The 12,825-nt window shown below is 47.6% G+C and carries 12 protein-coding genes; 3 read left to right on the forward strand and 9 right to left on the reverse strand.

Translation table 11 applies throughout. The annotated features are described in order from the left end of the window. Window positions 1-55 precede the first annotated feature (55 nt). Both trpB and trpA read left to right on the forward strand, forming a co-directional pair. On the forward strand, window positions 56-1,246 hold the full coding sequence (gene trpB, locus L1D44_RS07345) for a tryptophan synthase subunit beta (RefSeq protein ID WP_220767752.1): 1,191 nt from the start codon (window positions 56-58) through the stop codon (window positions 1,244-1,246). 10 nt (window positions 1,247-1,256) lie between these two features. Next, window positions 1,257-2,066, forward strand: coding sequence for a tryptophan synthase subunit alpha (gene trpA / locus L1D44_RS07350; protein ID WP_239889537.1), 810 nt, complete (start codon window positions 1,257-1,259; stop codon window positions 2,064-2,066). Between the two features lie 109 nt (window positions 2,067-2,175). Here trpA and L1D44_RS07355 read toward each other — a convergent pair whose 3' ends face one another. The 9 genes from L1D44_RS07355 to L1D44_RS07395 form a co-directional block, all read right to left on the reverse strand. Continuing rightward, window positions 2,176-3,981 (reverse strand): aryl-sulfate sulfotransferase, encoded by a 1,806-nt coding sequence (locus L1D44_RS07355; protein WP_239889538.1) that lies wholly within the window; start codon window positions 3,979-3,981, stop codon window positions 2,176-2,178. A 196-nt stretch (window positions 3,982-4,177) separates the two neighbouring features. Then, window positions 4,178-4,486, reverse strand: a complete 309-nt coding sequence (locus L1D44_RS07360) for a hypothetical protein (protein WP_239889539.1) — start codon at window positions 4,484-4,486, stop codon at window positions 4,178-4,180. A 193-nt stretch (window positions 4,487-4,679) separates the two neighbouring features. Further along, complete coding sequence (gene nqrF, locus L1D44_RS07365; protein ID WP_239889540.1) at window positions 4,680-5,897, reverse strand: NADH:ubiquinone reductase (Na(+)-transporting) subunit F; 1,218 nt, start codon at window positions 5,895-5,897, stop codon at window positions 4,680-4,682. 59 nt (window positions 5,898-5,956) lie between these two features. Then, entirely contained in the window at window positions 5,957-6,565 is a 609-nt protein-coding gene (gene nqrE / locus L1D44_RS07370) for an NADH:ubiquinone reductase (Na(+)-transporting) subunit E (protein WP_220767746.1), read from the reverse strand. 8 nt (window positions 6,566-6,573) lie between these two features. Beyond that, complete coding sequence (locus tag L1D44_RS07375; RefSeq protein ID WP_239889541.1) at window positions 6,574-7,197, reverse strand: NADH:ubiquinone reductase (Na(+)-transporting) subunit D; 624 nt, start codon at window positions 7,195-7,197, stop codon at window positions 6,574-6,576. Window positions 7,198-7,200: 3 nt separating this feature from the next. Further along, window positions 7,201-7,971: a Na(+)-translocating NADH-quinone reductase subunit C gene (locus L1D44_RS07380; protein WP_239889542.1), complete on the reverse strand. Its 771-nt coding sequence runs from the start codon at window positions 7,969-7,971 to the stop codon at window positions 7,201-7,203. Then, entirely contained in the window at window positions 7,971-8,129 is a 159-nt protein-coding gene (locus L1D44_RS07385) for a hypothetical protein (RefSeq protein WP_239889543.1), read from the reverse strand. The genes L1D44_RS07380 and L1D44_RS07385 overlap by 1 nt, the downstream gene beginning before the upstream one ends. Then, complete coding sequence (locus L1D44_RS07390; RefSeq protein WP_239889544.1) at window positions 8,122-9,333, reverse strand: NADH:ubiquinone reductase (Na(+)-transporting) subunit B; 1,212 nt, start codon at window positions 9,331-9,333, stop codon at window positions 8,122-8,124. The genes L1D44_RS07385 and L1D44_RS07390 overlap by 8 nt, the downstream gene beginning before the upstream one ends. Beyond that, a complete protein-coding gene (locus tag L1D44_RS07395) occupies window positions 9,333-10,694 on the reverse strand; it encodes a Na(+)-translocating NADH-quinone reductase subunit A (RefSeq protein WP_239889545.1) in 1,362 nt (453 codons plus the stop codon). The genes L1D44_RS07390 and L1D44_RS07395 overlap by 1 nt, the downstream gene beginning before the upstream one ends. Before the next feature lie 602 nt (window positions 10,695-11,296). On the opposite strand from L1D44_RS07395, the gene L1D44_RS07400 reads away from it, so the two are divergent. Further along, a complete protein-coding gene (locus L1D44_RS07400) occupies window positions 11,297-12,823 on the forward strand; it encodes a nodulation protein NfeD (RefSeq protein ID WP_239889546.1) in 1,527 nt (508 codons plus the stop codon). Window positions 12,824-12,825: the final 2 nt, after the last annotated feature.

A 12,825-nucleotide genomic window follows, 5' to 3' on the forward strand; every position in this document is an offset into this window, starting at 1 on the left:
CGCCACATGCTGAACCCGCCTGTGGCCACAAATTGAAAAGAGACAGGACAAGATTATGAGCAAGTTAAATCCCTACTTTGGGGAATATGGCGGCATGTACGTACCACAAATTTTAATGCCAGCCCTGAAGCAGTTAGAAACCGCCTTCATCGAAGCCCAAGAAGATGAAAGCTTCCAGAAAGAGTTCACCGAGCTATTAAAGAACTACGCGGGTCGCCCAACAGCACTAACGCTGACCCGTAACTTAAGCCCTAACCCGTTAGCCAAAATCTACCTAAAGCGTGAAGATCTACTTCATGGTGGTGCCCACAAGACCAACCAGGTATTAGGTCAGGCGTTGCTCGCCAAGCGCATGGGGAAAAAAGAGATCATCGCCGAGACAGGCGCGGGACAACACGGCGTGGCAACGGCTCTAGCCTGTGCCCTACTGGGTCTTAAGTGTAAGGTGTATATGGGCGCAAAGGATGTTGAGCGTCAATCACCGAACGTATTTAGAATGAAGCTGATGGGCGCGGAAGTGATCCCTGTGACCTCAGGCTCTGCCACCCTAAAAGATGCCTGCAACGAAGCGATGCGCGACTGGTCTGGCAGCTACGATAAGGCTCACTATCTACTCGGTACTGCCGCTGGGCCACACCCATTCCCAACGATTGTGCGTGAGTTTCAGCGTATGATTGGCGCAGAAACCAAGAGCCAAATTCTTGAGCGCGAAGGTCGTCTGCCGGATGCCGTTATCGCCTGTGTCGGCGGTGGCTCCAATGCCATCGGTATGTTTGCCGACTTTATCGATGAAGAAGAGGTGGCGCTGATTGGTGTCGAGCCTGCGGGTAAAGGCATAGATACGCCAATGCACGGCGCGCCACTTAAGCACGGCAAAACCGGGATTTTCTTTGGTATGAAAGCGCCATTGATGCAAGACAGTGAAGGGCAAATTGAGGAGTCGTACTCGGTATCGGCAGGTCTTGATTTTCCATCGGTTGGTCCGCAGCACGCTCACCTTGCAGCGATTGGCCGCGCGACTTACGAGTCAGCAACCGATGATGAAGCACTCGAAGCCTTCCAGCTGCTAGCGCGATCAGAGGGGATTATTCCAGCCCTTGAGTCGGCTCACGCACTGGCTTATGCGGTGAAACTTGCCAAAGAAGCGACTAAAGAGACCCTATTAGTGGTCAACCTGTCCGGCCGCGGTGACAAAGATATCTTCACCGTTGCAGACATTCTTGAAAATCAAAACCAGAACAGCTAGGAGAGTGGCAATGAGTCAACGTTATCAGGCAGCCTTTGCCGCCCTAAATGAGAAAAACCAAGGCGCATTTGTACCATTCGTCACCTTAGGCGACCCATCACCTGAGCTATCACTTAAGATAGTAGATACCTTAGTGGAGAACGGTGCCGATGCCCTAGAGCTTGGCTTCCCATTTTCAGACCCATTAGCCGATGGTCCTGTTATTCAGGGGGCTAACCTGCGCGCCTTAGCCGCAGGCACAACGCCAAGCCAGTGCTTCGAAATGTTAGGCACCATCCGCGCGAAATACCCTGACCTGCCTATCGGCCTGCTTTTATATGCAAACTTAGTTTACGCTAATGGCATAGATACCTTTTATGCAAAATGCCAAGCTGCTGGTGTGGATTCTGTATTGATTGCCGATGTGCCAGTCGAAGAAGCCGCGCCCTTTATCGAGTCAGCCAAAGCCCACGGCGTATGCCCAATCTTTATCGCGCCGCCTAATGCCGACAGCGACACGCTCAAGCAGGTGAGTGAAAAAGGTGAAGGCTACACTTACCTGCTATCACGCGCGGGAGTTACCGGAACTGAATCGAAGGCAGGTATGCCAATCGATGACATTCTCACTCGTCTAAAAGAGTTTAATGGCGCGCCGCCGCTACTCGGTTTTGGTATTGCCGAGCCTAGTCAAGTCAAAGCCGCTATCGATGCGGGCGCTGCTGGCGCCATCTCTGGTTCTGCAGTGGTTAAAATTATCGAAGCCAATAAAGATAACGAGTCCGGCTTGTTAAGCGCTCTCGGTGAATTTACCCGCAATATGAAAGCGGCGACGGCTCGCTAATAAAATAGTGTTGCAGATATAAAAATAGCGCCTTGATGGCGCTATTTTTGTTTAAGAACTCAGCTCAATAATCGTTTACTCATTATCCGATTACGTGAGCACCTCACTATTATTTCAGCATCTCGTTGACGCGAATGACCTGCGCGCGATAACCCGTGGCAAACATATCATGACTATCGATATTGATGCGCACCGCAGGCTTTGTTTCGCCATATCGGTGCTCAACTAAGATAGATTGCACCTTACCAGTGGTGTCATCCATCTTCAGGTTGCCGTAACCGCCTCCCAAACCAAACAGGCCTGCTGAGGCGAAGTAGCTCATCATGCTGTCTTTATCGGCTTGGTATTTTACGATAGAGGTCACTGGTGAGTAGCCTTCATAGCCAAGCTCATCTTTACCGTATTCCCACACCTGCTGAACCGTCATGTTTTGCTCATCGATTTTATACTCTACTGAGCGCGAGTACTTTTCGGTAGCAAACATAGGCTGGCCTAAATCGCGGCCATCGCCGTTATCAAATACGGTCAATGTGCCCTTCTCTGGGACTAAATAGGCGGTGTGTGATGTCCAGCTAAAGTCAAAGTCTTTATCCTGACATGCGCCCTTCTCATTACACCAGATCGGCTCACCGTCTTCCGTAATAGGTTTAAGCAACTTGTCTTGGAACTTCTCGCTCCAGCCTTTGCTGGCACTTAAGATCCACTTAACTTGCTTATCACGACCTATCTTAATCACCGCCGACTGATGGCGCGAGCTGATGATAATGCTGTCGTCACTTGGATCGTACTCAATCGAATTAACATGGGCCCAGTTACGACCAGTTGCCACGCCGTGAATGTCACCATACGGCGCCTTGGCCAAGTCTTCCTCTGTGGTTTGATGACCCGCATCGTCAAGGTTGATGTTTAGACATACCGCGCCCGCATCCAGAGATAACAGCGCCGCGTCACGCATTGGATCTAAGATGGTGTTGAGATCCCAGTAATCCACCAACTTACCGGTATTATCCACCTCGATAATTTGGTCACGCACAGTGTTGACCAAACGGCCATCGGCGGTGCGGTAGTCTTTAGCGGCAGCGCGGATAAACACGTTACCATTAGCGCCCTCAATACCTTCGTGTGAGGCATCGATAAAGTTACCCGGTAAGTTGTGCTCAGAGATCATCCGCCCCATGATCGACATCTTCTTCCAGCCTTGGCCTTGTACCCACACCATGTTGCCGTCTTTAGTGACGTTCATGCCCATGGCATAGCCGGCATTGTCATAGCTTTTCGCGTCATGAGTGGTATAGGGATTCATATACCAGCGAATATCACCCGCTGTATCGATAATGAAGAACCCAGGTTTACCGTCCCAAGAAAATGCCCCAGGCGCATCAACATTGTTGTGCATCAACGGCGCGGCTTTACCGTCGGCATTGGTCCAGTTTACAAAGTACAATCTGTCTTTAAAGTCGGCATCGACATGTTCAACTTCAACCAGAGGTGCCTTAGCCCATTGACTCTCAGAAAAGCCCATGTCGATATCGGGGGTCAGCATCTTGTAATCGTGAGATTTACGCTCGCCATTTTCAGTCCAGTTAATGGTAAAGCGGTTCATAAATGCAGGATAGAGACCAAAAATGGGCACACCGCCTTCATCCATCACCCGCATATCATCGACTTGATAAGTCAGACTCACACCATCTTCATCATTAGCATGTACGGTGACTTCAACACCCGAAATAGTATGACCCGCTAGGGTCACCAAGGCGGTTAGCGGCGCGTTTTCATAAGGGTTATGAATGATATAGCCTAACGGAGCACCATCAACTGGCTTAGGCTTCATACCATCAATTGAAGCGAAAACTTGGGTGCCACACAGACTAAGGGATAAAGCTAATGCGGGTAGCATTAAAGAGGGTCTAGACATTTAATTGATATTCTCAGCGAGTCAAAAACTGAGGCCGATTATAATCAGCAAATTCAATTAAAGTAGCAGTCTAATTAACACAGAGGCGAGTATATTTTGAGTTTGATGTCAGGATCACGCTTTAGCTATCTCAATGCAGATAAAGCAAACTTTCATTAAATACCATTGTCGTTTACCCATACGCAGGGCTTGCTGCTTACTCGTCCATATTCTCCTTGGCGATATTGTGCTTTTTGGCGTACCACATCGCCATGGGCACTTCCATAATCAGATACACAATCAAGGTAAACCAGAACCAATTAACATCCAGTAGCAACAAGCTAAACGCTTCGCCAGAGCCCCAATATTTACCCCCTACCAGCGTTAATACAAATGCAGAGATGGCAATATCACACCAAAGCAAGCGTGTAATATCGCTACCAGCTACTTTGGGGTAGATAGACAGATAGCTCACCACCACAACCACGGCAATAAGTGCGACAATCGATAATTCAGCCATAGGCATTAATTAAACTCCCCAATGCATCGCCACAATAACGGCTCTTACAAGTCTTTGTTTTTATATCGGCTTAATTAAAACATGGATTAGGCTTCTAAGCATAAAAAAACGCAGCCATTAGGCTGCGTTTTTTTAGTTTAATCCTAGTTCACGACTTCAACTTCACCTTTCAGATCGGTTCAAACAACACTACTTAGAACTAGTCACCGAAGTCATCAAGTAGAATGTTCTCAGGCTCCACGCCTAGGCTTTCTAACATGGTGATTACCGATGAGTTCATGATCGGAGGTCCACACATGTAAAATTCACAATCTTCAGGCGCTTTGTGATTTTTAAGGTAATTTTCAAACAGCACGTTATGAATAAAACCTGTGTAACCCGTCCAGTTATCTTCTGGTAGTGGATCTGACAACGCCACATGCCAAACGAAGTTGTCGTTCTCTGCCGCTAGGGTATCAAAATCATCTTGATAGAAGACTTCACGGGTTGAGCGCGCACCGTACCAGAAGCTCATCTTACGCTTGGTCTTCACACTCTTAAGCTGGTTGAAGATATGCGATCGCATCGGCGCCATACCTGCACCACCACCAATAAACACCATTTCAGCGTCAGTTTCTTTAACGAAAAACTCACCAAATGGGCCAGAGATAGTCACCTTATCCCCCGCTTTCAGGTTAAAGATGTACGATGACATCTTACCCGGCGGCACATTATCACTTGGTGGCGTAGCGATACGCACGTTAAGCATGATGCGGCCTTTCTCGTCTGGGTAGTTTGCCATTGAGTAGGCACGCAGCACATCTTCATCGACTTTTGAAACTAGCTTGAACAGATCGTACTTTTCCCAATCATCACGATATTCGGCAGGAATATCGAAATCGGCGTATTTCACTTCATGGGCAGGGGCTTCAATCTGAATATAGCCACCCGCTTTAAAGAGTACATCCTCGCCTTCAGGCAGTTTAAGCAGTAGCTCTTTAATAAAGGTTGCTTGGTTATCATTTGAGATCACCTCACATTGCCACTTCTTAACGCCGAAGATCTCCTCTTCAACCTCTAGCTCCATATCGGTTTTCACCGATACCTGACAAGCTAGGCGACAACCCTCTTTCGCTTCTTTCTTAGTGATATGGTCACGCTCTGTTGGCAAAATTTCACCGCCGCCAGATTTAACCTTTACTCGGCACTGACCGCAGGTACCACCACCGCCACAAGCAGATGGGATAAAGATATTCTTGCCAGCAAGTGCGCCCAGCAACTTGTCTCCGGCCTGTGTCGAAATACTTTTCTCTACATCATCATTAATGCGAATGTTGACGTCACCTGTAGAGACCAATTTGCTCTTGGCGAATAAAATCACCATTACCAATATACTCACCACTAAGGTGAACATACCGATACCAATTGCCATTTCCATCGAATCTACCTTTTGTTTAATTCGTTTTCATTAAAGGAGTTTTAACACTCAAAACACCGTTAAATAGAAATTCCGGAGAAAGCCATAAAGCCTAATGCCATCAAGCCCGTCGTAATAAACACAATGCCTATGCCCTGCAACCCTTCTGGGATAGCATGAAACTTCATGCGCTCTCGCAGACCAGCTAGCATTACAATCGCCATTGCCCAACCAAAGCCTGAACCTAAGGCAAATACCGTCGACTCAGCGAGGGTGTAATCACGGTTTGCCATAAAAATCACGCCGGCGAAAATCGCGCAGTTCACGGTCAATAGCGGCAAGAAGATACCTAGCGAGTCATACAGAGCTGGGATGTACTTATCTAAGAACATCTCCAAGATCTGCACCAAAGCCGCAATCACACCGATAAAGGTAATAAGCTGCAGATAGCTTAAATCCAGCGCTGGGTAACCCGCCCAAGCAAGCGCGCCTGGCGCTAATACATTGGCATAGATCAGCTGGTTAACTGGTACTGCGATGGTCATCACGACAATAACCGCGATACCAAGACCGAATGAGGTTGAGACCTTTTTCGATACAGCTAAGAAGGTACACATACCCATAAAGAAGGTCAGCGCCATGTTGTCGATAAACGCGGCTTGAATAAACAGATTAATATAATGTTCCATATTGACCCTTAGCCTCGCTTACGTTGAATGACGTTGATTGACCAGATCATTAGGCCAATAAGGAAGAATGCGCTCGGTGGCAACTTGAACATCTCGTTCGCAAGATACCAGCCGCCATTCTCTACAGTTTTTAAGATCTCATGACCAAACAAGGTGCCACTGCCTAGCAGTTCACGAACAAAAGCCACACCCAGTAAAATCACGCCATAACCCATAGCATTACCCACGGCGTCTACAACCGCTAAGTGAGGTGGATTCTTCATGGCAAACGCTTCAGCACGGCCCATGATGATACAGTTGGTGATGATCAAGCCAACGAATACCGATAGCTGACGCGATAGCTCATAGGCAACATCTTGCAACACCATATCGACCACGATAACCAGTGATGCAATCACTGTCATCTGGGCGATAATACGCACACTGTTTGGAATGAGTGAGCGAATGGTCGAGATAATCAGGTTTGAGAACACCAATACAAAGGTTACCGCCAGCGTCATCACTAACGCTGTCTGCATCGAGTTACTCACGGCTAACGCCGAACAGACACCTAGCACCTGCATAGCGACAGGGTTGTTGCTAAAAATAGGTCCAGTTAATATGTCTTTAGTCGAAATAGTTTGAGTACTCATCCTTTATACCTCCGACGCTTTTAATTTTTGGAAGAAGGTTTCAAACCCTTCATTACCGAACCAGAACTGTACGGCTCGCTGTAAGCCGCGTCCGGTCATAGTGGCGCCACTCACAGCGTCAACACCGTGCACATCGCCCTCTTTAGCGCCGCCTTTAACGACTTTAAAGGCCACTTTGCCCTTCTCATCGAAGATCTGTTTGTTATGCCATTGAGATGTCCACTCAGGATCGTTCAGGAAGTCCCCGATCCCCGGTGTCTCACCGTGCTCATAAATCACAATATTTTCGATGGTATTAAGATCAGGCTTAAGTGCTACAAAGCCGTAGATCATCGACCATAAACCTTTACCATAAATTGGCACAACAACACTGCTCAGCTTGCCGCTATCATCGAACACCTTAAATACGCGCACCTGATCGGCACGGGATTTAATTTTTGCGGTGTCTTTTTTCGGCTTGCTAGACGTTTCAGGATTGATCGCTGCCATGCGAGGATCGAAATCCATCACATTGGCGCTCGAATCCACCTCACCGGTATCTAGCGAGACCAGTTGTGGCTTAACGTCTTTTGCAAACAGCGCTCTGAAATCTTTATCACCGCTGATATCAATGTCTGCCGCAAGCAGAACATTACGCATCAGCTCATCGCGCTTCTTCACTAACTTGCGCTCTTTAAGCACTTCTGCTGTGCCCGTGATCATAAATGAACACAGCAAACATAGGGTCACGGTAAAAATCATGGTGCCCATAAAAGAATCTTTCTTAAATGCCATTACGCTTTATTCTCCGTATTGACCTGAGGATTCGCACTCTTTGGTGTCCGATAGATGACATATTCAAATATCGCTTCCCAAATATTGGCAATTAACATCATCGGCATCGCCAATAATGACGCGCAGCCGCTTTGCATCGAATGAGTTCTATTATCCATGGCGCTTAAGTCTCCGCTTGATATTGGCCTTGGCGACCAAGTAATCGAAGATAGGAGCCCACAGGTTGGCAAATAAGATGGCGAGCATAATGCCTTCAGGCATTTTTGGGTTCACCACACGAATAAGTACTGTCATAAAACCAATCAATAATCCGTACGCAAGCTTACCTTTACGGGTATAAGAGGTAGTTACAGGATCGGTGGCCATAAACATCATACCGATAGCAAAACCACCGGTGACGAGATGCCAAGTCCACGGCATTGCAAACAATTCATTCTTGCTTGAGCCGATAAGGTTGAACATGGTCGCTGTTACGATCATACCCAGCATCACGCCCGCTACGATTCGCCAATCAGCCAAACGAGTCAGGATAAGGAAACTACCGCCAAGTAACAGTGCTAAGGTACTGGTTTCACCAATTGCACCGGCAGTAAAACCAAAGAAGGCGTTCCACCAGTTAGGGTCACTAAAGGCATTAAACCAAGCATAATCGGCAAAGCTCACCTTACCTGCTGCGGTTTGCATCAAGGTCGTTGCACCAGAGAAACCATCGACAGCGACGAGCTGACTCACAGCGGTCACTTGTGATGGGTAGGCGAAATAGATAAAGGCTAAACCTGCAAGCGCTGGGTTTAAGAAGTTGTAGCCCATGCCACCGAAGACCTCTTTTGCCATGATCACACCAAAGGTGATCCCCATGGCGACCAACCAAAGCGGCGTCGAGACAGGTAAAATCAAGGTAAACAGTAACGCGGTAACGAAGAAACCTTCGTGTAACTCTTGGCCGCGAACCTTGGCGAACACCATCTCCCAAAACAGGCTGACAGCCAATGCCGTTAGGTAAATAGGCGCATAGAAGCTCAGTCCGTAAAGGAATAAACCGATAAAACCAGTTTGCTCACTCATGCCACCAAAAATCAGATTAAAAGGGATAAGCTGCCACATATCGGCTGTAGCTAAACCCGATGCAACTGCAATCTGAGCTTGAAGGCCTATGTTGTACATACCAAACAAAATAGCGGGTAATAGACATAGCCCCACTATAGTCATGGTGCGTTTTACATCGATCGCATCACGAATATGTACTTTACCTTGGGTGCTGCGACCGTGGGCAATCAGCAGCGAGCTTAAGTAGCCCTTAACCGAGTTACCCGGAGCATAATAATCCTCTTGGATATCAGGTTTTTTATCTTGCTGACTCATTACCCTTCCCTCTCAATAATCTCTAAACAAGCACGCAGCTCTTTACCGAAGTCATACTTGCCTGGGCAAACAAATGTACACAGTGCCAAATCTTCTTCATCGAGCTCTAATGCACCTAGCGCTTGCGCCTCATCTGTATCGCGAACCACCAAATCTCTCACCAACAGGGTCGGTAAGATATCCAGCGGCATGACGCGATCTAGTTGGCCAAAGGCCATCATGGCACGAGCCGAACCACCAGTGTGCGTGGTAAAGTCAAATAGCTGCTTGGCCCCCTTGAGGCGAGATGTCACCGCGCGGGTAATAGAGAACTTCTTTGAACCGCCACGAACCCAAGGCAATAGCTGATGCTTAGCATCTTCTTGCAATACACTGATTTGGTTGTGGAAACGACCTAGAAAATCATGAGGCCCTATTGCGGTATGACCCGACAACACTGAGCCAGACACCACGCGAGAGAAGCCCTCTTTAAGCTCTCCTCGAATGACTTCAGATAGCTGTGCGCCCGCTTGAATACGAAGTAAGCGCGGATTAATCACATCAGGACCAGCTAATGCGACAACACGGTCGGTATAAAGCTCACCCGTTAAAAACAGTTTGCCGTAGGCAATAACGTCTTGATAGCCAAGGTGCCACACTGGACGCTCAAGGCTGGCAGGCAAGACGAAATGAATATGGGTGCCAACGATACCCGCAGGATGGACACCAGCAAAGTAGTGATTGCTGACTTTGGGTAGGTCATGACCCGGCAATGGTTCACCTTGCTCTTGGCATAGGTGTACCTTTCCATCAGTCAGCTGACTCAATACCTGTAACCCCGCCGCAAAGGCTTCAGTCTGCTCAGCAATAACGAGTCTAGGCTCTGCGGCCAATGGGTTTGAGTCCATTGCGCTAACAAAAATACCGGCAGGGCTGCTATCTAATTGAGGAGCTTTGGAGAAAGGGCGAGTACGTAGTGCGGTCCACAAACCACTTTCAACGAGTTTATCTTGTACGGCTTGACGACTTAGAGAGCCAATATCTTCACATGCTGTAAAGTTTTTAGCCTCAGTATCATCACATTCAATAACGATGGATTGAAAAAGTCTGCGTTCACCACGATTAATGGCGATGACCTTACCACTTGCGGGCGCGGTATAAATGACACCGGTATTTTTTTTATCTTCAAAAAGAGCCTGGCCCTTTTGAACGCTATCCCCGACCTCGACAAGCATAGTGGGTTTCAAGCCGACATATTCTTCACCGAGCAAAGCGACATGAGATGCCTTAGGGCCATCATGGATAACTTGCGAAGGTTCACCGGCTATGGGCACATCTAAGCCCTTTTTTATCGTTATAACTTGGTTTGAGTAACCTGCCATCACTAAAATCAACCGTTAAAAAATTGGATGTACAATAGTAGATGTTTGTTAACTAATATTCCAAGTTAGACTTCACACTTTAGGGTCAAACTTGTAAGTTACCTACGAAAAACACCATTCCCCGACTACATTTCGTGACAGACCTTCAAAACCTTCACCTTACAAGATTACTTATGTAGTTTTAATACGTAAATAACACAATAAACGGCCAACTGGGTTAACAACAGCTGCATTACAAACCAAATTTAATAAAAACCTTATTTTAACAACAAGATAGAGATGTTCGCTTCATAACTTACATTTGATGACGCACTCGTTTTGATTAGCGAGCCCCCTGTTTTCACAGTAAAATTACACAACAAAAATAACACTAACGTGACTCGCTTTCAGTTCCAGAGATTATCACGAGTTTTTCTCATCTTGCTCACTACGACCATAGTGACTTTAAGCAACTCAGCTAACTTCAATTCTCGGTTCTTTACCCCTCGACCTCGTGCTCAGCATTAATCGAAAGCTATCGTGTCATTCATTAGCCATCGACTGCGCCAAAATTGCCAAGCTGCACTAAACTTATCCATAAGGCTGAATATTGGATACTCATTTTGCTGTCACACAGATTGCCCGCCTTTATGTCACTGCTACTGGTTGCAATTTTTCTGCAACTATCATTTTATTGTGCCAGCAGTTACGCCGACACAGCACAAGATCAGAGCTTAAACTCAAGACCACAAGTCTTAGTTCTCGAGTTTGAAGGCGCCATCGGCCCGGCAACCAGTGAGTACCTCACTCAGGGAATTGAACAAGCGAACGCAAGCGCAGCACTCGGAAATGGCGATGTCGAGCTGATCGTTATCGTGATGGATACCCCAGGAGGCCTAGTCTCCAGTCTAAGAGATATCAACCAAACGATTCTAAACTCCTCTGTGCCTATAGCCTGTTTAGTCGCGCCACCAGGTGCCAGAGCGGCGAGCGCCGGTACCTATATTCTGTATGCCTGCCATATCGCCGCTATGGCCGATGCCACCACCTTAGGCGCGGCAACCCCTGTCAGTATTGGCCCTGGTAGCGCACCAACGCCTGCGCCTAAGAAAGATCCACAGGATGAAGAAAAAACAACCCCAGCCAGCCCTAGCGCTATGGAAAAGAAAGTGCTCAACGATGCTATCGCTTATATAAGAGCATTAGCTCAGCTTCGCGGCCGTAACGAGCAGTGGGCCGAGCTCGCGGTAAAAGAAGCGGCAACACTGACAGCAAAAGAGGCCCTTGAGAAAAATGTCATCAATCTCATCAGTCCCGATGCCCCAAGGTTGGTGGCTGAGCTAACAGGTTGGCAGGTGGAAATTAATCATCAGCAGCACACGCTGGCATTAGATAACGCCGAGCTACATTACTTAAAGCCCGACTGGCGTAACCGTATCATCTCCACAATCACTAATCCCAATGTAGCTTATATTCTGATGCTAATCGGGATCTACGGTATCTTGCTCGAATTCTATAGCCCGGGGATCGGCGTCGCTGGCGTGACAGGAGCCATTAGCTTACTCATTGCCCTCTATGCTTTTCAGATGCTACCCATTAGCTATGCGGGCTTAGGCTTGTTACTGCTTGGGATCGCACTGATCACTATAGAATCCTTTGCCCCCAGCTTCGGCATATTTGGCTTAGGGGGCATTGCCGCCTTTGCCATCGGCTCCTTGTTCTTACTCGATACCGAAACCGATCACTTTGCCCTTTCACTGCCTCTCATCGCTGCGGTGTCGGTGGCTGTGACATTCATGTCGCTATTGGTACTGGGCACACTATGGCGTAGCCGAAAGTCACCAGCTGTCAGTGGCGATGGTCAGATCGTTGGTCAGACTGCTGTGGTCGTTGATGACTTTAGCCTGTCAGATCTCGAAAAAAATAGGCTAGAAAGAGAAAAACTACCGACGGATGTACTTGAAGCTCGCAATGTAAACGACATTCAGCCTACCTATAAAGGCTTTGTACTGCTGCATGGTGAGGTGTGGGCGGCCAACTCACGCTCAGCGCTTCAAAAAGACCAGCAAGTTACCGTTGTTGTGCGTCACGATCTTTCGCTGGAGGTCGAACTGCCTCCAATTTCTAATCAAGCATTGCTCAATAGCTAAGG

This window comes from Shewanella sp. Isolate13, assembly GCF_022398325.1.
Taxonomy (GTDB): Bacteria; Pseudomonadota; Gammaproteobacteria; order Enterobacterales; family Shewanellaceae; genus Shewanella.

Bases quoted from the DNA above. Each gene is read 5' to 3' on its own strand.
- trpB (WP_220767752.1), top strand. From the start codon at position 56: ATGAGCAAGTTAAATCCCTACTTTGGGGAATATGGCGGCATGTACGTA.
- trpA (WP_239889537.1), top strand. From the start codon at position 1,257: ATGAGTCAACGTTATCAGGCAGCCTTTGCCGCCCTAAATGAGAAAAAC.
- L1D44_RS07355 (WP_239889538.1), bottom strand. From the start codon at position 3,981: ATGTCTAGACCCTCTTTAATGCTACCCGCATTAGCTTTATCCCTTAGT.
- L1D44_RS07360 (WP_239889539.1), bottom strand. From the start codon at position 4,486: ATGCCTATGGCTGAATTATCGATTGTCGCACTTATTGCCGTGGTTGTG.
- nqrF (WP_239889540.1), bottom strand. From the start codon at position 5,897: ATGGAAATGGCAATTGGTATCGGTATGTTCACCTTAGTGGTGAGTATA.
- nqrE (WP_220767746.1), bottom strand. From the start codon at position 6,565: ATGGAACATTATATTAATCTGTTTATTCAAGCCGCGTTTATCGACAAC.
- L1D44_RS07375 (WP_239889541.1), bottom strand. From the start codon at position 7,197: ATGAGTACTCAAACTATTTCGACTAAAGACATATTAACTGGACCTATT.
- L1D44_RS07380 (WP_239889542.1), bottom strand. From the start codon at position 7,971: ATGGCATTTAAGAAAGATTCTTTTATGGGCACCATGATTTTTACCGTG.
- L1D44_RS07385 (WP_239889543.1), bottom strand. From the start codon at position 8,129: ATGGATAATAGAACTCATTCGATGCAAAGCGGCTGCGCGTCATTATTG.
- L1D44_RS07390 (WP_239889544.1), bottom strand. From the start codon at position 9,333: ATGAGTCAGCAAGATAAAAAACCTGATATCCAAGAGGATTATTATGCT.
- L1D44_RS07395 (WP_239889545.1), bottom strand. From the start codon at position 10,694: ATGGCAGGTTACTCAAACCAAGTTATAACGATAAAAAAGGGCTTAGAT.